Origin of the sequence: Kocuria atrinae C3-8 (assembly GCF_000286355.1) — a bacterium.
GTDB classification, from domain to species: Bacteria; Actinomycetota; Actinomycetes; order Actinomycetales; family Micrococcaceae; genus Kocuria; species Kocuria atrinae_A.
The window spans coordinates 13,645-36,034 of the sequence record NZ_AJXN01000031.1 but is presented as its reverse complement, the minus strand read 5'-3'; the positions used below and the strand labels follow the sequence as shown (position 1 = coordinate 36,034).

Annotated in this window: 18 protein-coding genes, 2 tRNA genes and 3 pseudogenes; 9 read left to right on the top strand and 14 right to left on the bottom strand. The window is 63.1% G+C overall.

Annotated features, from left to right (window positions below; all coding sequences use genetic code 11):
- From YO9_RS16825 to YO9_RS0104635, 3 genes are all read left to right on the top strand, one after another.
- Nucleotides 1–182 (top strand): hypothetical protein (locus tag YO9_RS16825; RefSeq protein ID WP_223286106.1); only part of this gene is annotated, 182 nt, incomplete at its 5' end.
- A gap of 61 nt (nucleotides 183–243) precedes the next feature.
- A complete protein-coding gene (locus tag YO9_RS0104640; protein ID WP_016996451.1) occupies nucleotides 244–1,347 on the top strand; it encodes an APC family permease in 1,104 nt (367 codons plus the stop codon).
- 75 nt (nucleotides 1,348–1,422) lie between these two features.
- Nucleotides 1,423–2,124 (top strand): hypothetical protein, encoded by a 702-nt coding sequence (locus YO9_RS0104635; RefSeq protein WP_016996450.1) that lies wholly within the window; start codon nucleotides 1,423–1,425, stop codon nucleotides 2,122–2,124.
- Here YO9_RS0104635 and YO9_RS0104630 read toward each other — a convergent pair.
- Nucleotides 2,075–3,352, bottom strand: coding sequence for an MFS transporter (locus tag YO9_RS0104630; RefSeq protein ID WP_016996449.1), 1,278 nt, complete (start codon nucleotides 3,350–3,352; stop codon nucleotides 2,075–2,077). The two genes, YO9_RS0104635 and YO9_RS0104630, sit on opposite strands and share 50 nt — an antisense overlap.
- A gap of 245 nt (nucleotides 3,353–3,597) precedes the next feature.
- On the opposite strand from YO9_RS0104630, the gene YO9_RS0104625 reads away from it, so the two are divergent.
- Nucleotides 3,598–4,407 (top strand): SDR family NAD(P)-dependent oxidoreductase, encoded by an 810-nt coding sequence (locus YO9_RS0104625; protein ID WP_031272684.1) that lies wholly within the window; start codon nucleotides 3,598–3,600, stop codon nucleotides 4,405–4,407.
- 194 nt (nucleotides 4,408–4,601) lie between these two features.
- Here the strand turns inward: YO9_RS0104625 and YO9_RS0104620 are convergent, their stop codons facing one another.
- Together YO9_RS0104620 and YO9_RS0104615 are read right to left on the bottom strand one after the other, a co-directional pair.
- Complete coding sequence (locus YO9_RS0104620; RefSeq protein WP_223286105.1) at nucleotides 4,602–5,363, bottom strand: rhomboid family intramembrane serine protease; 762 nt, start codon at nucleotides 5,361–5,363, stop codon at nucleotides 4,602–4,604.
- A gap of 87 nt (nucleotides 5,364–5,450) precedes the next feature.
- Nucleotides 5,451–5,992, bottom strand: a pseudogene (locus YO9_RS0104615) (peptidylprolyl isomerase).
- Between the two features lie 165 nt (nucleotides 5,993–6,157).
- On the opposite strand from YO9_RS0104615, the gene YO9_RS0104610 reads away from it, so the two are divergent.
- Nucleotides 6,158–7,030 carry a hypothetical protein gene (locus YO9_RS0104610; protein ID WP_223286104.1) on the top strand — a complete coding sequence of 291 codons (873 nt, stop codon included), beginning with the start codon at nucleotides 6,158–6,160 and terminating at the stop codon, nucleotides 7,028–7,030.
- 92 nt (nucleotides 7,031–7,122) lie between these two features.
- Here YO9_RS0104610 and YO9_RS0104605 read toward each other — a convergent pair whose 3' ends face one another.
- From YO9_RS0104605 to dnaA, 11 genes and pseudogenes are all read right to left on the bottom strand, one after another.
- Nucleotides 7,123–8,421: an Nramp family divalent metal transporter gene (locus YO9_RS0104605; RefSeq protein ID WP_016996446.1), complete on the bottom strand. Its 1,299-nt coding sequence runs from the start codon at nucleotides 8,419–8,421 to the stop codon at nucleotides 7,123–7,125.
- A gap of 267 nt (nucleotides 8,422–8,688) precedes the next feature.
- A tRNA-Ala gene (locus YO9_RS0104600) sits at nucleotides 8,689–8,761 on the bottom strand.
- A gap of 209 nt (nucleotides 8,762–8,970) precedes the next feature.
- Nucleotides 8,971–9,044 (bottom strand) — tRNA-Ile (locus tag YO9_RS0104590).
- Nucleotides 9,045–9,132: 88 nt separating this feature from the next.
- Nucleotides 9,133–9,660 carry a DUF3566 domain-containing protein gene (locus tag YO9_RS0104585; protein WP_016996444.1) on the bottom strand — a complete coding sequence of 176 codons (528 nt, stop codon included), beginning with the start codon at nucleotides 9,658–9,660 and terminating at the stop codon, nucleotides 9,133–9,135.
- Nucleotides 9,657–12,332, bottom strand: a pseudogene (gyrA, locus tag YO9_RS0104580) (DNA gyrase subunit A). The gene YO9_RS0104585 and the pseudogene gyrA overlap by 4 nt, the downstream one beginning before the upstream one ends.
- A gap of 86 nt (nucleotides 12,333–12,418) precedes the next feature.
- Entirely contained in the window at nucleotides 12,419–14,494 is a 2,076-nt protein-coding gene (gyrB, locus tag YO9_RS0104575) for a DNA topoisomerase (ATP-hydrolyzing) subunit B (RefSeq protein ID WP_016996443.1), read from the bottom strand.
- A gap of 247 nt (nucleotides 14,495–14,741) precedes the next feature.
- The gene (locus YO9_RS20595; protein WP_317259752.1) at nucleotides 14,742–14,930 is read right to left on the bottom strand and encodes a DciA family protein; all 189 of its coding nucleotides are present in this window, start codon (nucleotides 14,928–14,930) and stop codon (nucleotides 14,742–14,744) included.
- Nucleotides 14,888–15,334 carry a DciA family protein gene (locus YO9_RS0104570; protein ID WP_317259751.1) on the bottom strand — a complete coding sequence of 149 codons (447 nt, stop codon included), beginning with the start codon at nucleotides 15,332–15,334 and terminating at the stop codon, nucleotides 14,888–14,890. The genes YO9_RS20595 and YO9_RS0104570 overlap by 43 nt, the downstream gene beginning before the upstream one ends.
- Complete coding sequence (gene recF, locus YO9_RS0104565) at nucleotides 15,327–16,643, bottom strand: DNA replication/repair protein RecF (protein WP_016996441.1); 1,317 nt, start codon at nucleotides 16,641–16,643, stop codon at nucleotides 15,327–15,329. Before recF ends, YO9_RS0104570 begins: the two co-directional genes overlap by 8 nt.
- Before the next feature lie 4 nt (nucleotides 16,644–16,647).
- Nucleotides 16,648–17,770, bottom strand: a pseudogene (gene dnaN / locus YO9_RS0104560) (DNA polymerase III subunit beta).
- A gap of 507 nt (nucleotides 17,771–18,277) precedes the next feature.
- Nucleotides 18,278–19,966, bottom strand: a complete 1,689-nt coding sequence (dnaA, locus tag YO9_RS0104555) for a chromosomal replication initiator protein DnaA (protein WP_016996440.1) — start codon at nucleotides 19,964–19,966, stop codon at nucleotides 18,278–18,280.
- A gap of 426 nt (nucleotides 19,967–20,392) precedes the next feature.
- Between dnaA and rpmH the strand changes: the two genes are divergently transcribed.
- From rpmH to yidC, 4 genes are all read left to right on the top strand, one after another.
- A complete protein-coding gene (rpmH, locus tag YO9_RS16820) occupies nucleotides 20,393–20,530 on the top strand; it encodes a 50S ribosomal protein L34 (RefSeq protein ID WP_095797204.1) in 138 nt (45 codons plus the stop codon).
- 19 nt (nucleotides 20,531–20,549) lie between these two features.
- Complete coding sequence (gene rnpA / locus YO9_RS0104550) at nucleotides 20,550–20,894, top strand: ribonuclease P protein component (RefSeq protein WP_031272680.1); 345 nt, start codon at nucleotides 20,550–20,552, stop codon at nucleotides 20,892–20,894.
- 71 nt (nucleotides 20,895–20,965) lie between these two features.
- Nucleotides 20,966–21,403: a membrane protein insertion efficiency factor YidD gene (yidD, locus tag YO9_RS0104545; RefSeq protein ID WP_016996438.1), complete on the top strand. Its 438-nt coding sequence runs from the start codon at nucleotides 20,966–20,968 to the stop codon at nucleotides 21,401–21,403.
- Nucleotides 21,400–22,389, top strand: a complete 990-nt coding sequence (gene yidC, locus YO9_RS0104540) for a membrane protein insertase YidC (protein WP_016996437.1) — start codon at nucleotides 21,400–21,402, stop codon at nucleotides 22,387–22,389. The genes yidD and yidC overlap by 4 nt, the downstream gene beginning before the upstream one ends.
- The last annotated feature ends 1 nt before the right edge of the window (nucleotide 22,390 follow it).

The following is a 22,390-nucleotide window of genomic DNA, read 5'->3' as shown; positions in this document are numbered from 1 at the left end:
AACTCGCCCTGGGCATGTCCGGCTACGAGACCGGGGTGTCCGTCATGACACAGATCCACCCGGGATCCACGGCCGGCGGCGGCAACGCTACCAAGGCCGCGCACCACGTCGTCGACGGCGCCGACCCCACCGACACGACACAGCCGGCCGGCCGCGGTCGCGACCACCCCCCGCAAAGCTGACCGCCACGGTGTCGCGGGCAAGCACGGTGCCGTTGCCGGACGCATCCGAGGTGCCCGCAAGATGCTCACGCTGGCCGCCGCAATCATGGCCGTGATGCTCCTGTGCTCCTCCATGGTCACCACGCTGCTGATTCCGCCGCAGGAATTCGCCGCCGGTGGCGAGGCCAACGGGCGCGCGCTGGCCTACGTGGCACACGCGTACATGGGACCGGTCTTCGGTAGCGCCTACGACCTGTCCACCATCTTGATCCTGTGGTTCGCCGGGGCCTCCGCACTGGCCGGAATGTTGAATCTTGTACCCCGCTACCTACCCCGTTACGGCATGGCTCCGGAGTGGACTCGCGCCGTGCGTCCGTTGATTCTGGTCTTCACGCTGGTGGCCTTCATCATCACGTGGATCTTCGACGCGGACGTGGATGCCCAGGGCGGCGCGTACGCGACCGGGGTGTTGGTGCTCATGACCTCCGCCGCGCTGGCGGTGACACTGTCCGCAAGACATCACGGGCGGCCGCGCCTCGCGTGGGGGTACGGACTGGTCACCGCGGTCTTCCTCTACACAACCATCGCCAACGTGGTGGAGCGCCCGGACGGCATCAAGATCGCGGCGGTGTTCGTGGTCTGCATCTTGGTGATTTCCTTCGCGTCCCGCGTGTGGCGCGCCTCGGAACTGCGCATCACGGATCTGCGGGCGGATTCTGCCTTGCGCGCCTCGATGGTCGCGGCCGAGGGCCACGCCATCCAGTTGATCCCGCACAATCCCGACCCGTCCGACGCTGACGAGGACTACCGGGAGAAACTGATGACCGAGCGCCTGTCCCACTCCCTGGTGGAGGATGCAGACGTGTGGTTCGTGGAGGTCAAACTGCGGGATCCGTCCGACTTCTCCGACAAAGTGTCCTTGGTTTCGCGCACCGTAGGCTCACACCGGGTCATCCACGTGGACGGTTCCTCGGTCCCCACGTGCCTGGCGGGGGTGGCGCTGTGGATCCGTGACGAGACGGGCGTGCCTCCGGACCTCTACCTCGAGTGGTCGTCAGGTTCACCCATCCGCAACTATCTCAGGTTCCTGCTCTGGGGCCAGGGCCAGACGGCGTCCATGGTCCACGAGATCTTGCGTCGCGCCGTGCCCGACGACGCCGCTCGCCCCGTTGTCCACGTGATGTAACGTGACGCGCGTGGTCACGATCCCTCGGTCATCGGCAGTCGCTGATACCCCTCATCATGTCCGCGGTGAGCGCATATGACCATCCAAGAATATTTGGTCTCCACCCTGACCACCGCGGCGGGTGGCTTGGATCCCGCGCCCATGCTCATCATGGCCGCCGCATTGGGTGCCGGTGTGCGGCGTCGGCATGTTTTGGGTACCACCGCGTTGCTGCTGGGCGGCACGGCACTGTGGGGCTTCGCACTCACGCAATGGGTGGGGCGTCAGTTGCTCGACATCCGCTGGCACGAACTGGTCAGACAGGGCACCACGGCAGCGTGGATCGAACTCTCCCTGGGGTTGGTCCTTGCCAGTTATGTCGTGCTCAGAGTTTTTCGAGCCTCGCGTGACCGAGCAGAAGCCCACAACGAGGATCGTGACATCGAGAAGCCCCGCTCAGCGTGGGGCCTGTACGTCACCGCCGCGGTGTTCGTGGCCATCGTGATCTTCGACGTGCCGTTCGACCTGTTCGTGGCAGCGTCTGCGACCCAGGCTGCACCCATCGCAGGAGCCGGCTGGGTGGCGTGGGCGCTCATCAGTCAATTCCCATTGACGTTGCTTGCCGTGGTGACTTTGGTCGGTCGGCAGCGCAGTCTTGCCGACACCATGACGCGGTGGTGGCGAGTCATCCAGCCCTATGCGACAGTGGCCGTCACGGTGGCGCTGGCTCTCGCCTCACTGCTGTTGCTCATCGACTCGACGAAACTACTGGTGTTCGGCCAGTTCCTGGTTCCGTAATGTCCATTTCAATCGTGGTCCGATGACGCTGCGCCAAGCCCTTCTGCCGCTTGGCGCCATACAGCGCGAGCAGCCCGCCCACGATCACCAGCGCGCACGCGACGAGTGCCGGTGAGCGGTACCCGAAGCCCGCGGAAATCACGGCGCCACCGAGAACAGCGCCAATGGAGTTGGCCACGTTGAAGGCCGAGTGATTCAAGGAGGCACCCAACAATCGTGCTTCCCCGGCGGCGTCGATGAGCCAGCTCTGAATCGAGGGCATGACGAACGAGTTGGCCAGGCCCATGGCCAGACCCGCCACGAAGATTCCCACGGGGTTACCAACCAGCGCCCACACGCCCAGCATCACCAGGGCGAGCACCGGGAACCCGATGATCATGGATTGCTTGGGATAGCGGTCCGCGCTGATGCCGCCGGCGATATTGCCCAGGGTCATGCCGATACCCACGGTGGCCAGCAACCACGGCACGGCCCCACCGGGTAGGTGGGCCAGTTCGCGGCTCATCTGGGTGAGGTAGCTGAAGATCGCGAAGAAGCCACCGAAACCAATGGCGGCAACGCCCATGACGATCCACACCTGCCCGTAGCGCAGTGCGGACATCTCACCCCTGCGGCTGGACCCGGCAATGGGCCGCTGAGACGGAACCGTGAACCACAGCGCGGCCAGGGTCACCACGAACACCACTGCCACGGCAACGTAAGCGGCGCGCCACCCGAAGGCCTGGCCCAACGCGGTCATGGTAGGAACGCCCACCACGTTGGCCACGGTCAGCCCGGACAGCGCCAGGGCCACACCCTTGGCCTGGTTACCCGGGCCCATCACGTCCGCGGCGATGAGTGACGCCAATCCGAAGTACGCGCCGTGCGGAAGACCAGCCAGGAAACGCATGACCATGAGCGTTTCGAATTCGGGAGCCACGGCGGAGGCCACGTTGCCCACCAGCAGAGCCACCGCCATGACCAGGAGCATGGTGGTCCGGGACGCGCGAGCCACCAGCACAGAGATCAGTGGTGCACCCACCACAACACCCAGGGCGTAGGCGCTGATCAGCCAGCCGGCCTGGGCAATGCCCTGCTCGGGAGAGGCAGTGTACGTCTCGCCCAGCATGTCCTGTGCGATCTGTGGCAGCAGCCCCATGGAGACGAACTCCGTGCACCCGATGCCGAATCCACCCAGGGCAAGTGCGAACAGGGCGAACCTGCGGCGGGCGGGAGTCATCTGGGGCATGCGGGGAGGACCTTTCGGGGGATGGGTTTTGAGCGCAAAGTATCGAGGTGCGTCTACAAGGGTGCCGGTTTTTGTTCGCCCCGTGAACTACTTGTGGTGCGATTCACCAAGAATCAGTCGCTCTCCGGGATGAAAATAGTAAGCAGTATTACTATTGGCATCATCACATTCAGAGCGGTCATGGCCCAGTTCAATGCTTAGGCCGTTCGAAGCCTGTCACCAGGCGAACTCCTTGGAGGAGTCTCATGAGCGCCCTAATGCTGGACAAGAAAAATGCTGTGATCTACGGAGGTGGTGGCGCTATTGGCGGTGCCATTGCACGGGTTTTCGCCCGGGAAGGAGCGAGAGTCTTTCTCGCTGGCCGCACGCAATCCAAACTCGACGCTGTGGCCAGTGACATTGCCGCGGTAGGCGGTGCTGTCGAGACGGCCCAGGTGGATGTCTTGGATCCACAAGCCGTCAACGCGCACGCTGATGCCATTGCGGCTACGGCCGGGAACCTCGACATTGCGGTCAACGCCGTGAGCATCATGCACGATCAAGGAAAAGTGCTGGCCGAACTCTCGGTTGAAGAATTCATGCATCCGATCGATGACTTCTTCAAGGCCAGCTTCATCACGAGCCAAGCTGTGGCACGCCACATGGGTGGCGACCGCCCCGGCGTGATCCTCTTCCTCTCGGAACCGGGAGCCAAACTCACGGTCAGCGGCATCCTGGGTCACGGTGTGAGTGCCGCGGGCAAGGAGACGTTCTCACGCCTACTCGCCGCCGAACTGGCGCCCAGCAATATCCGAGTGGTCGACATCCGGCCTCACGCCGTGAGCGATGCACCGGAAGCCGATTCCTACACCCAGGAACTCTTCAAACCGTTCGCGGAGTCGGGTGGGCAAACCGTCCGGCAGTTCCTGGACGACGGCATGGCGCAAGCCACGCTGCTGAAAAGGCTGCCCACGCTCTCCGACGTTGCGGAGACGGCCGCGTTCCTGGCCTCTGATCGTGCGGGAGCCATCACCGGAACGGTCATCAACCTGACAGGCGGGGCAGTTTCGGACTGATCCTGTCATTCTCCCCAGCCCGTGTACGAAAGTTATCCACAGGTGTGGAGAACATTGTGCATATCCCGAACAACATGTACTCCACAGGGCTCCCAGAGCCTGGTTTCCCGGTATCCACAGGGTTGTTCACAGCTGTGGAATTACATGTTTGTAAGTTGTTAACAGGTGTGGACAACCCCTGTGGAGAACTCCGCTCAGCGACGCTTTCGCAGCCCCGGGAGCATCGCCAGCGACACGAGCGCGCCCACAATCAGTCCGCCCACGTGTGCCTGCCACGCGATACCACCCACCAGGAATCCGAAGGCCAGGTTGATCACGATGAGCACCACGATGGGCGTGATGTTGCGCTTGAAGTGGCGCATGAAGATGAACAGCGCACCGAACAGGCCGAAGACTCCACCGGAGGCTCCGATCACCAGCACGTTGGGCTGTCCCAGCAGCAGTACGCCCAGAGACCCACCGAGCACCGACAGCACGAACAGGACCAACATCCGCCAGGATCCCAAGAATGGTTCGAGCATCCGGCCGAACAGGTACAGCGTGTACATGTTCAGCAGCAGGTGAATGGGCGAGGGCATGGAGTGCACAAACCCTGAGGTGAGCATGCGCCACGGTTCGGTGCTGGTCAGCACCGGTGCGTAACCCAGGATCGAGGCCAAGTTGTAGGGAGTGGTGGCGTAGACCAACCATTGGATACCCCACACGGCCACGCACAGCCCAATGATGGTCCAGGAGACGGGCATGCCGCCCCCGCGGCGTCGTCGTTGAATCCCGGGGCCGCCTCGTCGCTCAGGCTGCTGCGGGCCGCGGGTAGGGTCATGCTGACCGGACGGGTGCTGCCCACCGGGACCACCTTGAGGACCCGAGATGTACTGGCCGTACTGCGGGGCAGGAACGGGCCGATCGCCCCACGGGCCTTGGCGGTCGTTCGGGGTCTCTCGAGGATTCTCGTTCATGTCTGCTCCCGCATATCTACTGGTCATACCTACAACAAAGCCCACCCGGTCAACGGGTGGGCCTTGTCTACGAAAAAACTATCGAGGTCAGAGCTGCTCGATGTCGATGGAGGTGATTACTGCATCCTCCACGGGGCGGTCCTGGCCACCGGTGCGGACGTTGTTGAGCTCGTCCACGACCTTCTTGGAATCCTCATCAGCAACCTCACCGAAGATGGTGTGCTTGCCCTGCAGCCACGTGTGGGTGCGGTGGTGATGAAGAACTGGGAGCCGTTGGTGCCGCGGCCGTTACGCAGTCCCGCGTTGGCCATGGCCAACATGTAGGGAGCGTTGAAGTTGAGTTCCGGGTGGATCTCGTCATCGAAGTTGTAGCCGGGGCCACCGATGCCCTGACCCAGCGGGTCACCGCCCTGGATCATGAAATCCTTGATGATGCGGTGGAACACGACGTCCTTGTAGAGCGGACCGTTCTGCTTCTCACCGGTGCGGGGATCGGCCCATTCCTGGGATCCGTCCGACAGACCAACGAAATTCTTCACGGTCTTGGGTGCGTGGTTACCGAAGAGGTCCACCACGATGTCGCCGTGGTTGGTGTGGATGGTCGCCTTGTGTGTTGCAATAGCAGTCATGGTGTCATTGTGGCACGCTCCCGAGAACCCGTCAGGGGCGCGGGGAGGCGTTCAGCGCACAGTGAAAAGCCCGTGAATCCGCTGATTGGGCCCTCCTGAGCTACTAATAAGCCCGTATGCTGATTGTGGAGCTTTTTAATGTCACTACTTCAGGAGGGACACGTTATGAGCTTGTTCAAGAGCAAGAGCCAAAAGAAGGCCAAGCTGGCGCAGAAGGGTGCCGAGGCAAAGGTCGTGGACGCTGGCGCATGGCTGTCCAACGAGATCGGTCACTTGGGCACCAAGCTGCAGCAGGGTGTCGAGACGGGCGCTTCCGCCCTGGCCACCGGTGTTCAGTCCTCCGGCCCGTACGTCCAGGAGGGCCTGGGTAAGGCTTCCGAGCTGGGCGGCACCGTGAAGGCTCGCAGCGAGAAGGCCGCCGCCGCAGGCGCAGCCGCTGCTGCACCGTTGGCAGCCAAGGCCGCCAAGAACACCGCCAAGGGCCGCGCTGATGCCCAGGGCAAGTACGACGGCGCCGTTGCTGCTCTCGCAGCCAAGGTTGCGGATGCAGACACCTCGGATCAGTTCGACGCTCTGGTCACCAAGCTCACCGGTGACAAGAAGACCGTCAAGCGTATCCAGAAGGCTGCTCGCAACTCCGCCAAGGAGTACGCCAAGAAGCAGAAGAAGGCTCAGGGTGGCAACAAGGGCCTGCTGGTCCTCGGTCTGATCGCCGCCGGTGCAGTGGCTGGCGTTGCCGCATGGCGCGCCTCCCGTCCGGTCCAGGATCCCTGGAAGACCCCGGCCTCCACGTCCCCGCGCGTGTCCGCTTCCCCGGTCAACAACTCCACCACCGTGGCTGCCGGCCAGGGTGCCAAGGTTGACGACATCAAGGATCCGACCGCTCCGGTGAACGATCAGGCACCACCTCCCAGGCTGCTCACCGCGCTTCGGACGGCGCCAAGTCCGTCGCCGAGGATGCCAAGCAGACCGTCAACGAGGTCAAGGAACAGATCAAGGGTTCCAAGCCCGAAGACAACACCAAGTGATCTGAGTTAGCTTCGCGCTAGCTAAGAACACAGAGACGCCGCCGGGCCCCGGGAAGGGGCACCGGCGGCGTCGTCGTTTAAGCTCTGGCCGAGCGGCCGACCTCAGCTAGAAAAGGACGCCCGAGAGCGTGTCCCACACCTGGTAGATACCCAGATGCCGAAGAGCACCGCGCAGATCACGAGCACCGAGTTGGTGAACATGCCGTTGCGCCAGTTCTTGGGGGTGCGCGAGGTGTTGAGTAGCCCCAACAGCGTGACCGCCAGGAACGGCATGAACAGTGCGCCCAGCACGCCGTACAGCAGGATCAGGAACACCGGACGATCCAGCAGCAGCAACAGCATGGGCGGGAACGTGAGCCACAGCAGGTAGAACTTGAAGTACTTGCCGCCGTTGCGGGTGTCCGGGTGGTCCTTGGGACGGTTGCGGATGTTGCCCCAGTAATCGGCGAACATGAGCGAGACGCCGGACCACACACCCACCACGGACGAGAAGGACGCCGCCCAGAAGCCGATCAGGAAGATCACTCCGATCACGTCGCCATAGCGGTCGCGCAGCACAGCGTCCAGGTCGAGCAGGCCGCGGTCTCCGGCGCTGATGGCGTAGCCGGCGGAGTAGAGCACCTCAGCGCCCACGACCAGCATGGCCAGGACAAAGATGCCGGTAATGGTATATGCGACCGCGTTGTCCAGCTGCATGACGCGCATCCATCGCGGCTGGTGCCAGCCCTTTTCACGCAGCCAGTAACCGTACGCCGCGAGAGTGATGGTGCCACCCACGCCTCCGGCCAGTGCGAGCGTGTAAACCACACCGCTCTGCGGGATCACGGGGATCAGGCCCTTGAGCATCTCGGGGATGTTGGGCAGCGTGATGATCGCCAGACCCACCATGACCAGGAACATGATGCCCACCATGGCCGCGGTGACCTTCTCGACCGCCGCGTACCGACCCATCCACACAATGCCGAAGCCGATCAGACCCATCATGATGGCCCAGGCCCACAGCGGCAGGAACGGGAACAGCGCTGCCAAGGGAAGCGCGGACGAGGACATGGCGGTCGCGCCGTACACGAAGCCCCAGATGAGGATGTACGGACCGAAGTACCAGGACGTCCAGCGACCCAGCGAGCGCCAGCCTTCGAAGATCGTGCGACCGCTGGACAGCGAGTAACGCCCCGCGCCCTCCACCAGAACGATCTTCATGATGGTGCCCACGATGACCGCCCACAGCAGCGTGTAACCGTAGCGGGAGCCGGCGGTCAGGGTCGCGACCATGTCCGCGGCGCCCACACCGGTGGCGGCCACCACCAGACCGGGGCCCACGATCCGCCACTTCTTGACCCGTTCCAGCTGCTCGTTCGGATTCACCGACGGATCCGGCAGCAAGGGTGTTTTATCGCGCATTCGGTTACTCCACTGACTTGGCAATCATGAGGGGGGTCACAGCAATTGTTCGTCAGTATTTCACGCGTTAACTGTTCGTAATGATTGGTACACAACTGTGGCAGAAAGGTTCTGCATTATTTCGTCCGACGACGCCGCTCTGGTCGCTCCCGTCGCTGCCTCAGCCACTCGTTCCACAGGCGTGAATGGAACGCTCCACATCCCGCACTCCGCACACCAAAAAACCTCCGGGCCCCTGTCGCAACAGGAACCCGGAGGTTTTGATTGTGGAGCCTAGGAGATTCGAACTCCTGACATCCGCCTTGCAAAGGCGGCGCTCTACCAACTGAGCTAAGGCCCCGTATTCAATTGCGGCTCACCTGCCGGTGTGCCAAATCCCTAGACCGTTCAGTCGACGGGATCTACAGCTGAGTCCCATGCTTCGCGTTTGGCTTCCGCCTCGCGCCAAGCTTTGAAAGCTGCGATGGACAAGCCGGCGAGTGCAGCCAGTGCTGCGGTTCGTGCCTTCATCGCTACCTCCACACGATTTTACTCGTGAACTCAGTTGAGTGGGCGTACCAGGAATTGAACCTGGGACCTCTTCGTTATCAGCGAAGCGCTCTAACCGTCTGAGCTATACGCCCGTAGCACGACCACCCAAAAAGCTAACTTCTTGGATGACCGAGCTGAAACTTTACCGGAGGTTTCCCCCGGCGCCAAATCGTGGACCGATCAGTCGTCGGTCAGGGTCACCCCGATGCCGCCGATCAGCGCGGCCGCAATGTTGTACAACAGAGCCCCCAGCACGGACAGTGCGGTCAGCAGAATCACATTGACCACGGAGATGATCGTGGCGAACAGCGCCACGTTGCCCAAGGACAAGAACTCCTTGATGTCCGTGCCGCCGGCGTTGCCGCCGAGCATGGACAGCATTTCGTTGATGCCATCGAACAGACCAGTGAGGTTCAGCACGAGCCACAGCACCAGCGATGCCACGACCGTGATGATGCCCAGTGCAACGGAGAGCAGGAAGGCCAGCTTGAGCACCGACCAGGTGTCGACCTTGGACACCACCAACCGCGCACGGCGCACCTTGGCGCGGGGTGCGGGGCGGACCAGGCCCTTGTTGGGCTGGTTCTGCGGCTTCTTGGCTGCGGGCGTAGCCGGCTTCTTCTCCGCGGTTTTGGTGCCGCCCTTGGCGGGACTCACCGAAGAGTTCTTCGCGGGCTTGGCGCCCTTTGAGGCTGAGCTTGCGCTCATGCTTCACCTCCGTTGTCGTTGTTTTCCAACGCTACTGCATCGTCCGAGGTTGCCTCGACATCAATGTCCTGGTCCGCGGCCTCTTCTTGAACTTCTTCGGGGACGACGTCGCCGCCCTCCTCAGCCTCGGAATCAACCTTTTTCTCGATCTCGCGTTCGGCGTTGTGAGCAACTCCGACAATGTGGTCCGAGGGACCCGGCTTGGCGAAGATCACGCCCATCGTGTCGCGCCGCGCGCGGGGACTTCGGCCACGTTGGACCGAACCACCTTGCCGCCGGACATGACCACGAGGACCTCGTCCGCTTCACCCACGATCAGACCGCCCACCAGGCCGCCTCGATCATCGGCGAGCTTGGCCACCTTGATGCCCAGACCGCCACGGCCCTGCACACGGTATTCGCTGACCGCGGTGCGCTTGGCGTAGCGCCCTCGGTCACCACGAACACGAAGGCGTCGTCGGTGACCACGTTTGCGGAGAGCAGCTCGTCACCGTCGCGGAACTTCATGCCGGTCACACCGGAGGTCGCGCGGCCCATGGGACGCAGGGCGTCGTCGTCGGCGGTGAAACGCAGCGACTGGCCGAGGTGCGAAATCAGCATGATGTCGTCCGCGGGAGTCGCGAGCATGGCCGAGACCAGCTCGTCGTCGTCGCGCAGGTTGATGGCGATCACGCCGGCGGTGCGGTTGGTGTCGTAGTCGGACAGGCGCGACTTCTTGACCAGGCCGCGGCGGGTGGCGAGCACCAGGTACGGAGCGTCCTGGTAGGTGCGCAACTGCATGACCTGAGCGATGCGCTCGTCCGGCTGGAACTCCAACAGGTTGGCCACGTGCTGGCCCTTGGCGTCACGGCCGGCCTCGACCAGCTCGTACGCCTTGGCCCGGTACACGCGACCGAACGTGGTGAAGAACAGGATCCAGTTGTGCGTGGTCGTGACGAAGAAGTGCTCCACCACGTCACCGCCGCGCAACTGTGCGCCCTTGATGCCACGGCCACCGCGGTGCTGCGAGCGGTACTCGTCCGAGCGCGTGCGCTTGACGTAACCGTCGCGGGTGATGGTGACGACCACTTCCTCTTCGGGAATGAGGTCTTCCATGGACATGTCACCGTCGTAACCGAAGAGAATCTCGCTGCGGCGATCGTCACCGTAGTGGTTGACGATCTCCGCGAGCTCTTCGGAAATGATCTCGCGCTGACGGTCCTCGGACGCGATGATCGCCTGGTACTCGGCGATCAAACGCTCGAGTTCCGCGTGCCGGTCCTGGATCTTCTGACGTTCCAGGGCCGCCAAACGGCGCAGCTGCATGTTGAGGATCGCCTGGGCCTGAGCCTCGTCGATGTCGAGCAGCTCCATGAGCCCGGTGCGGGCTTCCTCCACGGTGGGAGAACGGCGAATCAGCGCAATGACCTCGTCCAGGGCATCCAGTGCCTTGAGGAGACCGCGCAGAATGTGTGCTTCCTCCTCGGCCTGCTTGAGGCGGTACCGGGTACGACGCACGATGACTTCCATCTGGTGCGTGACCCAGTGGTGCACGAACGCGTCCAGGGACAGGGTGCGCGGCACGCCGTCCACGAGCGCCAGCATGTTGGCGGAGAAATTCTCCTGCAGCTGGGTGTGCTTGTAGAGGTTGTTGAGCACCACCTTGGGAACGGCGTCGCGCTTGAGCACGATCACCAGGCGCTGACCGGTACGGCCCGAGGTCTCGTCGCGCATGTCGGCGATGCCCTGCACGCGGCCGTCCTTGACGAGGTCCGCGATCTTCACGGCCAAGTTATCCGGGTTCACCTGGTACGGCAGCTCGGTGATCACCAGGCACGTGCGGCCGTGGATCTCCTCCACGTTGACCACCGCGCGCATGGTAATGGAACCGCGACCGGTGCGGTAAGCGTCCTCGATGCCCTTGTGACCCAGGATCTGAGCACCCGTGGGGAAATCCGGACCCTTGACGCGCTTGATGAGTTCTTCGAGCAGGGTCTCGCGATCCACGGTGGGATTCTTGAGGTACCACTGCACGCCGTCCGCCACTTCGCGCAGGTTGTGCGGCGGAATGTTGGTGGCCATACCCACGGCAATACCGGAGGAACCGTTGACCAGCAGGTTGGGGAAGCGCGCCGGCAGGACGGTGGGTTCCTGCTGCTTGCCGTCGTAGTTGTCCTGGAAATCCACGGTGTCCTCGTGGATGTCCCGGACCACCTCCATGGCCAGCGGTGCCATCTTGGTCTCGGTGTAACGCGGGGCCGCAGCGCCGTCGTTACCCGGCGAGCCGAAGTTACCCTGGCCCAGCGCGAGCGGGTACCGCATGATCCAGCCCTGGATCAGACGCACCAGGCGTCGTAGATCGCGGAGTCGCCGTGCGGGTGGTAGTTACCCATCACGTCGCCGACCACGCGGGCGCACTTGTTGAAAGAACGCTCGGGGCGGTAACCGCCGTCGAACATCGTGTAGATCACGCGGCGGTGCACGGGCTTCAAACCGTCGCGCACGTCCGGCAGCGCACGGCCGACGATCACGGCCATGGCGTAGTCCAGGTACGAGCGCTGCATCTCGGTCTGCAGGTCCACCTGCTCCACGTGGTCGCCGCTGCTCACGACGACGGCGCCCTCGTTCGTTTCGAACTCGGCCGAGTTCTCGGGGTCGACCGGGACGTTTCCGTCCGGAGTCTCGTCACTCATGCGTTGCTATCCGTTTCTTCTCAGATCCCACAGTTCTGCATTCATGCCGCATACGGAATACACGGCCGACATCGTGTTCAGATGCCTTAGATGTCGAGGAACCGAATGTCTTTGGCGTTCTGCTGGATGAATTCTCGGCGGGACTCCACGTCCTCGCCCATGAGCACCGAGAACACCTGATCCGCCGCGGCGGCGTCGTCCATGGTCACCTGCAGCAGCGTACGGTGCTGCGGGTCCATGGTGGTGTCCCACAGCTCGGTGTAGTCCATCTCGCCCAGACCCTTGTACCGCTGGATGCCGTTGTCCTTGGGCAGGCGCCGGTTGTTGGCCAGGCCCTGGGCCACGGCCTGGTCACGCTCGGCGTCCGAGAACACGTACTCGTGGGGGGCGTTCGACCACTTGATGCGGTACAACGGCGGCTGCGCCAGGTACACATAACCGTGCTCGATGAGCGGGCGCATGAACCGGAACAACAGCGTGAGCAGCAGCGTGGTGATGTGCTGGCCGTCCACGTCCGCATCGGCCATGAGCACGATCTTGTGGTAGCGAGCCTTCTCGATGTCGAAGTCGTCGCCGATGCCCGCGCCGAACGCGGTGATCATCGACTGCACTTCGGCATTGGACAGCGCACGATCCAGGCGGGCGCGCTCCACGTTCAGGATCTTGCCGCGCAACGGCAGGATGGCCTGGTGCGCGGGATCGCGACCCTGCACGGCCGAACCACCGGCGGAGTCACCCTCCACCAGGTAGATCTCGGAGAGCGTGGGGTCCTTGGACGAGCAGTCCTTGAGCTTGCCCGGCATGCCACCGGATTCCAGCAGGCCCTTACGGCGCGTGGTCTCACGGGCCTTACGCGCGGCCAGGCGGGCCTGGGACGCGTAGATCGCCTTGCGGATGATGTCCTTGGCCGAGGACGGGTTGCGCTCGAGCCAGTCACCGAACAGGTCGAACATCTCGCGCTGCACAAAGGTCTTGGCCTCGGAGTTGCCCAGCTTGGTCTTGGTCTGACCCTCGAACTGGGGTTCGCCCAGCTTGATGGAGACCACCGCGGTCAGACCCTCACGAACGTCGTCGCCGGTGAGGTTCTCGTCCTTGTCGCGCAGCAGCTTGTTCTCACGCGCGTAGCGGTTGATCAGGGTGGTCAGCGCGGAGCGGAAGCCCTCTTCGTGCGTGCCGCCCTCGTGGGTGTTGATGGTGTTGGCGTAGGTGTGCACCGACTCGGTGAACGCGGTGGTCCACTGCATGGCCAGTTCCAACGACATCTTCTTGTCTTCGTCTTCCACTTCCAACGCAATGACGTCTTCGTGGATGAGATCCGCTTTCTTGGAAGCGTTCAAGAAGGTCACGTAGTCCAGCAGACCGCGGTCGTACTTGTAGACGACCTGCAGGTCACCGTTCTGGTTGGTGTGGGTCTCGCCGTTCACGGCGTTGACGGTGCCGCCGTCCTGACCCTCGACCGGCTCCTCTTCGGAAGCTTTGGCCTCGGAACCGGCGATTTCCTCACCGGTCTCGTCCTTCTGGCGCTCGTCCGTGAGGGTGATGCGCAGGCCCTTGTTCAGGAAGGCCATTTGCTGGAAGCGAGCGCGCAGCGTCTCGAAGTCGAAATCGACGGTCTCGAAGATCTCGGGATCCGGGTAGAACGTCTGGGTGGTGCCGGTTTCCTCGGTGGCATCGCCCTTTTCGAGCTTGCCCTGCGGCACGCCACCGTTGGCGAAGTTCATGCGCCATTCGAAGCCCTGGCGGCGCACCACGGTGTTCACGCGCGCGGACAGTGCGTTCACCACGGAGATGCCCACGCCGTGCAAACCACCGGAGACCGCGTACCCGCCGCCGCCGAACTTACCGCCGGCGTGCAGAATGGTCATGACCACCTCTACGGTGGGCTTGCCCTCGCTGGGGTGCATATCCACGGGGATGCCGCGGCCGTTGTCGGAAACGCGCACACCGCCGTCGGCCTGCAACGTGATCTCGATGTGGTCGCAGTAGCCGGCGAGTGCCTCGTCGACCGAGTTGTCGACAACCTCGTACACCAAGTGGTGCAGTCCACGAGGTCCGGTGGAACCGATGTACATCCCCGGACGTTTCCTGACGGCCTCCAGGCCTTCCAGGACGGTGATATCGCTGGCACCGTATTCGTGCTGTAGGGGATCCTCTGTAGCCACGGGGTCTCCGGTCCTCCTGCGTAATCGACGTAGATCGATTGGTCGGCCCACATAAATACAGCCGATGAGACGGCGCGCGGCTCATCGGCTGGCGGGGCGAAAAGATCTTGTTACCGCAATTCTACCGGATAAAGCGCTCAACGGCCCGCAGACGCCCCGAGGGGCCGATCTGATGGGGGACCACACGAGCCGGGGGTGATTCCGAGAATTCCGGCATCTACAGCCTCATCCGAGAAACGAAACGATGTTATCCATATGTATCGCGGGGGCCGCGGCCCTGCACGGTCCACCGACCCTTCTTCCAACTGGGGCCCACAGGACCGTGGATGTCGAGCTTGGTCACGATCCCCTCACCCAGCCGATCCGCGAAGGTCCGCAGGATCTGCGATTGCATCAGCCGCAGCTGTGTGGCGTACGCGGTGGAATCGCAGCGCACGCGCACCACGGTGTCCTCGAAACTCTCCGGCACGTGTGCTCGGCATTGCGCGCGCCCACCAGCGAGGCCCAGTCCGCGAGCACACTGCTCACATTCACCGGGGTCTTCCAGCCGCGGTGCACGATGAGCGAGTCCACGATATTGCCCAGTTTCCGCGGATCCCGCGCGGATTTGCCGGGTCCCGAGTAGCCGCCCATCTGCCGGGCATCCACGGGCCGGTTGTAGCGCTGCTTGAGCGCCGGCGATCCGGTGCCGTCCTCCATGGCTTGCCCGAAGAACTTCATGTTCTTGGCAGCCGCCGCTTTGGACAGTCGCGAGTCGCCGCGCTCCTGGGCGGCGCGGCGCACCCGCTGCAGGGCAGAGGCGGCTGCATCGACAACGTCTTCCCGGGCCGGATCAGCCATGCTCACCCTGGTCTCGTGGGTCCTGAACCGACGACGACGTCGCATCGCGTTCCCCTGCGGAAAGGTCGCGTTCCTCGTCGACCTGGGGAGCGGGCAGATCCTCGGAAGGTGACTGTTCGCCCGGGACCTGCTCGAGCGCCGTCGTCGAATCCGTGACCTCGACCTGGCCGGGGCTCACTCGGACTACGCGATGAGGATTCTCGCGCAACGCAGCCGGAAGGTCCTCGTCGACCGCGGCGGTCACGAGCACCTGTTCGGCCTGCTGCACCAGCTGGGCGAGCTTCTGCCGGCGCCGCGCATCCAGCTCGGCGAACACGTCATCCAGGATGAGCACGGGGGCCGCACCCTCGTTGGGGTCGTCCGCCACGTGGACGTACCAAGACCCCAACCGCAGGGCGAGGGCCGTGGACCAGGTTTCGCCGTGGGAGGCGTAGCCCTTGGCCGGGGTGTCTCCCAGGGAAATCACCATGTCATCACGGTGCGGGCCCACCAGAGTGATCCCGCGTTCCTGCTCTTGCCGCGCGACCCGTTCGAAGGCTTGCAGCATCAGCTCGTAGAGGTCTTCCACCGAGAAGTGCTCCAGAGCTGCGACGTCCGCGGAAGGATCCAACGACGAGCACTCGTAGCGCAGCTTGACGTGTTTGGGCCCGTCCGTGAGCTGTTGGTAGGCCCGGTCCACTTCCGGTTCCAGTGCCTTGAGCAGCTGCAGCCGGGCGCCCATGACCGCGGCACCTGCCCGAGCCAGTTGTTCGTTCCACACCGTGAGCGTGGCCTGGTGGGAATCCGAATGCTGCCGCGAATAGCGAGCCGATTTCAGCAGGGCATTGCGTTGTTTCAGAGCCCGCTCATAGTCGCCGCGGGCGGCCGCCAACACCGGACGCATGGAGGTTGCCAGATCGTCCAGGAACTTCCGCCGATGTCCCGGATCTCCCTTGACCAGGGTCAGATCTTCCGGGGAGAACACCACGGTGTGCAGCACGCCCACGGCTTCCCGGGCGCGCACCGGTGCCGCGCGATTGATCTGCACCCGGTTGGCTCGGCGGTCGTTGAGTTCGAATTCCAGAACCGTCTGCTGCGTAGCCCTGCGGATCCGGACCCGCACGATCGCGCGTTCGGATCCGGTCTTGATCAGCGGGGTATCGCTGGCCACGCGATGGGAGGACAGGTTGGCCGCCCAGTCGATGGCTTCGACCACGTTGGTTTTGCCCACACCGTTGGGACCTACGAAGACGGTCAGCCCGCGTTCCAGGGCCAGATCGAGACTCGCGTAGGTCCTGAAATCCAGCAGGGACAGGTGGTCTACGAACACACGATCACTGGTTGGGCAACCGCACCGGCATCAGCAGGTACTTGTAATCACGTTGTCCTCGCCGTCCAGCTCTTCCTGGGCGGACAGGACCGCGGGCTTGGGCGGAGCCGTGAAGGAGAAGCGCACGTACTGCGAATCGAACGCGTGCAGACCCTCGGAGAGGTACGTGGGGTTGAACGCCACGGTGATGTCGTCGCCGTTGAGCTGGGCATCCAGGACCTCGGACGCCTGAGCGTCCTCGCCCGTGCCGGCATCCAAGGCGACCTGGCCCTGGGTGAAGGCGAGGCGGACCGGGGTGTTGCGTTCGGCCACCAGGGACACACGACGAACTGCTTCCACCAGATCCGCGGTCTTGACCGCGGCGGTGATGGGAGTGTTCTCCGGGAACAGCGAACGAATCTTGGGGTATTCGCCGTCGATCAGGAGGCTGGTGGTGCGACGACCGCCGGATTCGAAACCGACCAGCTCGGCGTTGTCGGCCAGCGCCACGTTGACGTCACCGGATGCGCCGAGAGTCTTGGCGATGTCGTTCAAGGTCTTGGCTTTGATGAGCGCGGCCGTGGAAATCGTGGGATCTGAAGGACGCCACGTGAGCTCGCGCATGGCCAAGCGGTAACGGTCGGTCGCGAGCAACGTGATTTTCTCGCCCTCGATCTCCATGCGCACACCGGTCAGGATCGGCAGGGTGTCGTCCTTGGATGCGGCGATGTTGACCTGACCCACAGCATGGGCGAATTCGTCCCCGGCAATGACACCCGAGAGATCCGGCAGGGCCGGCAGCTGGGGGTAGTCGTCGACCGGCATCGCGGCGAGATTGAACTTGGACGACTTACACGTGAGCGTGACCTTGCCGCCGTCGGCTTCCACCTGAACAGGTGCCGAAGGCAAAGAACGGCAGATGTCCGCGAGGAGGCGACCGAAACCAGAGTGGTGCCTTCTTCCTGAACATCAGCGCTGATGGTTAGGCGAGCAGAGATCTCGTAATCGAAGCTTGCGATTGACAGTGATCCGCCTTCGGCCTTGATGAGCAGACCGGACAGGACGGGTACCGGAGGGCGTGGAGACAAGGATCGTGCCGTCCATGTGACTGCTTCAGCCAGTACGTCGCGCTCGACGGAGAACTTCACGGCAATGCCCCTTTGATCTAAAAAATGTGTAACTCGCCGTGTGCATCGTATCCGCCTTGAGCCGCGAGTTTCGAGCCCGGAGCACTCCGGTGGAGTGCGGAAACTTGTAATTACAGGTTCTCAGCGGAGCGCGGGTCGGGATGGAGGGACAAGATATTTGTTATTCGGTGGATTTCTCTTTAAGGGTAAGAGTGTTAATAACCCATGTGGAAACTGTGGATAACTGCCTGCTTCCCGCTGTTCGAACCGGTCGAGCTTGTTGATGTCCTGTGCTTAACTTCGAGTTCGTCTGTGGTCGCTCAGTGCACAACTTCCGCGTGATTCCGCGGGATCCACAGCCTCGTCCCCCACTTCGGTCGGGTTATCCACCGAAGCTCCTTCGTTGTCCACAAAGTTTTCCACATCGACCGATTTCAGGTTGTGCACAACCCATCCACACGGCCGTGACGAACTGTGCATGGAGCGGCGTCGTCGCTGGTCCTGGGCGGCGGGGGACCTGTGGACGAATCACAAAAAATAGGGCCCCGGCCAACCGGCCGGGACCCTGAAGAAATGCGAAGAAGCGGGGTCAGCCTCGCGGGACTGCTGCTTGATGCGGTTGGTCAGCTCGGTGACCTGATCGAAAATCTGACGTCGCTCGGCCATCAGGGTGCGAATCTTGCGGTCCGCGTGCATCACGGTGGTGTGATCGCGCCCGCCCAATTCCTGACCGATCTTCGGCAGCGACATGTCCGTGAGTTCGCGCAACAGGTACATGGCGATCTGCCGCGCGGTCACGAGCGTGCGGGTGCGGGACTTGGACTTGAGCTCGTCCAACGTGATGTTGAAGAAGGCTGCGGTCTGACCCAGGATGGACGCCGCCGTGATCTCCTGGCCGCCGTCCTCGGTGATCAAGTCCTTGAGCACCAGCTCGGCCAGCGGCAGATCCACCGCCTGCTTGTTCAGCGAAGCGAACGCGGTGACACGAATCAGCGCGCCCTCGAGCTCACGAATATTGGTGGAGATGTGCGAGGCGATGTACTCCATCACGTCATCGGGCGCATCCATGCCCTCGCTGATGGCCTTCTTCCGGAGGATCGCGATACGCGTTTCCAACTCCGGAGGCTGGACATCCGTGATCAATCCCCACTCGAAGCGAGACCGCATGCGCTCGGCAAAACCGGTCAGCTGCTTGGGCGGCATGTCCGAGGTGATCACGATCTGCTTCTCGTGATTGTGCAGGGCGTTGAACGTGTGGAAGAACTCTTCCTGCGTGTGTTCCTTGCCGGCCAGGAACTGGATGTCATCGATCAGCAGCATGTCCACGTTGCGGTAGATGCCCTTGAACGAGGAGCCCTCGTCATCGCGGATCGAGTTGATGAAGTCGTTGGTGAACTCTTCGGAGTTCACGTAACGCACGCGCAGCTTGGGATAGAGCCGCTTGGCGTAATGGCCGATGGCATGCAGCAAGTGGGTCTTGCCCAGCCCTGAATCCCCATATATGAACAACGGGTTATATGCCTTGGCGGGGGTCTCGGCCACGGCAAACGCCGCGGCGTGGGCAAAACGGTTGGACTGGCCGATCACGAACGAATCGAACACGTACTTGGGGTTCAACCGCGCGGAGCTGTCCCATTCCGCATCCGAGGGGCTGGTATCCGTGCCGTTGGTGGTGCTGAGCGGTTCGCTCGGTCGGGCCGGCGGTGCTGCCTCCGGGTCTCGACGAGGCGGCAGATCCTCGTACTCGCGGGTGGTGGATTCCGCGGCCATGGTGTCGGTCAGGCCGCTGGGCATCGGACTCGGGTGGTCGGTGCGGGGAATATCCACGCCAGGGGTTGCCGGTGCTGACGGTGTGCTGCGATTGCGCTCGGCTTCGAGCTCCTCGATGGAAGGCACTGCGGGATCAGCGGCGGGCGCGGGCGCTTCATGCTCCGGCGGAGTCAGACCGAGTTCGGTGTCCACGACGAACGCGACCAGGGTCTCGGGACCGAAAACCCGACCCACAGCCTCGCCGAGGACGGCTGCCATGCTGCGGTGCTGGAAGTACTCACGCGTGCGCTCGTTGGGCACGGCCACCAGAAGGGTGGTGCCCATGAGGCCCTGGGGTTCGGACAGTGAAATGAAGCCACGGGACCGGCCGGTCACGCTGGGGTGTTCCTTCATGTACCGGACGCATTCGGCCCACTGTTGGAGCAGGGGCTGATTGTCCTGGTGCATGTATTTCTCCTGACGGTAGCGGCGGGTCGAGGCTAGTTTTCCACAGAGTTATACACAGCAGTGGATAAACCAGAGTGGGGGAACCCGTAACGGACAGCCTAGAACATGCATCGCGGCACTTCATAGCCCCATTGGGCCGGTGTGGAGAACTACAAGCTTGTAGTTCGCGCCTGGGGATAAACTCGTTCCGAGACACCCGCTGGAAGCCTTGTCCACAAGATTCACAGGCTGTGGATTCACAACTGTGGAGAAGTCCCCGCGGACCCCCTGATTTGACCGGGGGCGGGCGATTGACTACTGTAAATCAGTCTTGTGCGTTTATGCTCGGGCCTTTCTGCCGTGCCTACGCACCCAAATGCCTACCGCGTGCCCATCCCGTGCAACCGCACGTTCAAGCACCGTTGTCCCAACCTTGTGGAGTGACTAATGACCAAGCGGACTTTCCAGCCGAATAACCGCCGTCGTGCCCGTAAGCACGGCTTCCGCGCTCGTATGCGCACCCGCGCAGGCCGCGCCATCCTGAATGCCCGCCGTGGCAAGGGTCGCGCTTCTCTGTCGGCCTAAGTTGTAGAGGCCTCGCACCGTGCTGCCAGTCCAGCATCGGATGCGCACCTCGGCGCAGTTTTCTGCAACCGTACGTTCCGGCGCCCGTAGTGGACGCCGGAACGTCGTCGTATCCGTACGCGTGAGCGATCACGAGCAGTCGACCCGCGTGGGTTTCGTCGTATCCAAGGCCGTGGGCAACGCGGTGGTCCGTAACAAGGTCAAGCGCCGGTTGCGAGAACTTGCTGCCGATACCGTTCGATCGCGCCCTACCGGGCACGATGTGGTCGTGCGGGCACTACCCGCCTCGGCCGGTGCGGATTGGAACGAGCTCGGCGATGACTACCGGGGTGCGTACGCGAGTGCTTCCCGGAAGGCCGGATAGCGACAGACACCGGCATTGCTCAGCGCAATGCCGTACCGTTCGATGTGCAAGGTATTGGAGGAGGCGCACACGTGGAAGACCGGGTGGCAGCCGACGCTCTCCTGAACCGAGCGCCTCACGAGTACCGCAAGGCGAACAGCGCGCTTCGCGCCATCAAGTACGCCCCGCAGAACCTGTGCATTGCGCTGCTCAAGCTGTACCGATCCATCGTGTCCCCGCTCTACGGGGACGTCTGCCGTTACTTCCCGTCCTGCTCGGCCTACGCACTCGAAGCCGTCACCGTTCACGGTGCCGCTCGCGGGCTGGGCCTCAGCGTCAAGCGTCTGTTGCGCTGTCATCCTTGGGCGGCGGGCGGAATCGATAGAGTTCCAGGCGGTGGGCGTGAGTTCCACTCACTGTCCGAAACGCCCAAGATCATGCTGCTCAACCACCCGAACCTCGCGCGTGAGACCACGTGCGACCGCCCAGGTCACCACCACGGCGTGACCCAAGGAGCCAACGTTCGATGAATTTCTTCGACATCATCCTCTTCCCCTTCAGCTGGGCCGTTTCGGCAGTGCTGTGGGTCTTCCACGAATTGCTCACTGCCATTGGCATGAACGCGGCTTCCGGTATCACCTGGGTGCTGTCGATCGTGGGCCTGACCCTGGTGATGCGAACGCTCACCATTCCCCTGTTCTTGAAGCAGATCAAGTCCATGCGCGGCATGCAGGAACTGCAGCCGGAGATGGCCAAACTGCAGGCCAAGTACAAGGGTAAGAAGGACCAGCTCTCGCGCCAGGCCATGGCCGAGGAGCAGATGGCCCTCTACAAGAACCACGGGTCCAACCCGTTCTCGGCGTGCTTGCCCATCCTGGTGCAGATGCCCATCTTCTTCGCGTTGTTCCAGGTGCTGCGCTCCGTGCCCCAGGCCGCCGGCAACGGTGAGTCGATCCACGTGCTGACCCCGGATCTGGTGGAGCAGTTCAACGCGTCCACCATTTTCGGTGCGCCGCTGTTCTCCACCCTGATGCAGCCCGGTGCCGGTAACCACACCGCCACCGTGATCCTGGCCATCGTGATGATCGTGGCCATGTCCGCAACGCAGTTCATCACTCAGAAGCAGCTGACCGTGCGCAACATGAGCGATGCCGCCAAGCAGTCGCCCATGTACCGCCAGCAGCAGATGATGCTCTACTTATTCCCCCTGGTCTTCGCGATCGGTGGCATCAACTTCCCGCTGGGTGTGCTCATCTACTGGACCGTCTCCAACCTGTGGTCCATGGGCCAGCAGTGGTGGGTCATCCGCAACAACCCCACCCCGGGTTCCCAGGCCGAGCGCGAGCTCAACGAACGCCGTGCGGCCAAGGGTCTGCCCCCGGTGGGCGTGACCAAGGAAGAGCACGAGGAGAAGCTGGAAGAGCAGCGTCAGCGTGCCGCAGCGGGTCAGCGCAAGCAGCCCGTGTCCAAGAAGCGTCAGAAGCAGCAGCAGTCCCGCAAGAAGCAAGGGTCCTGAG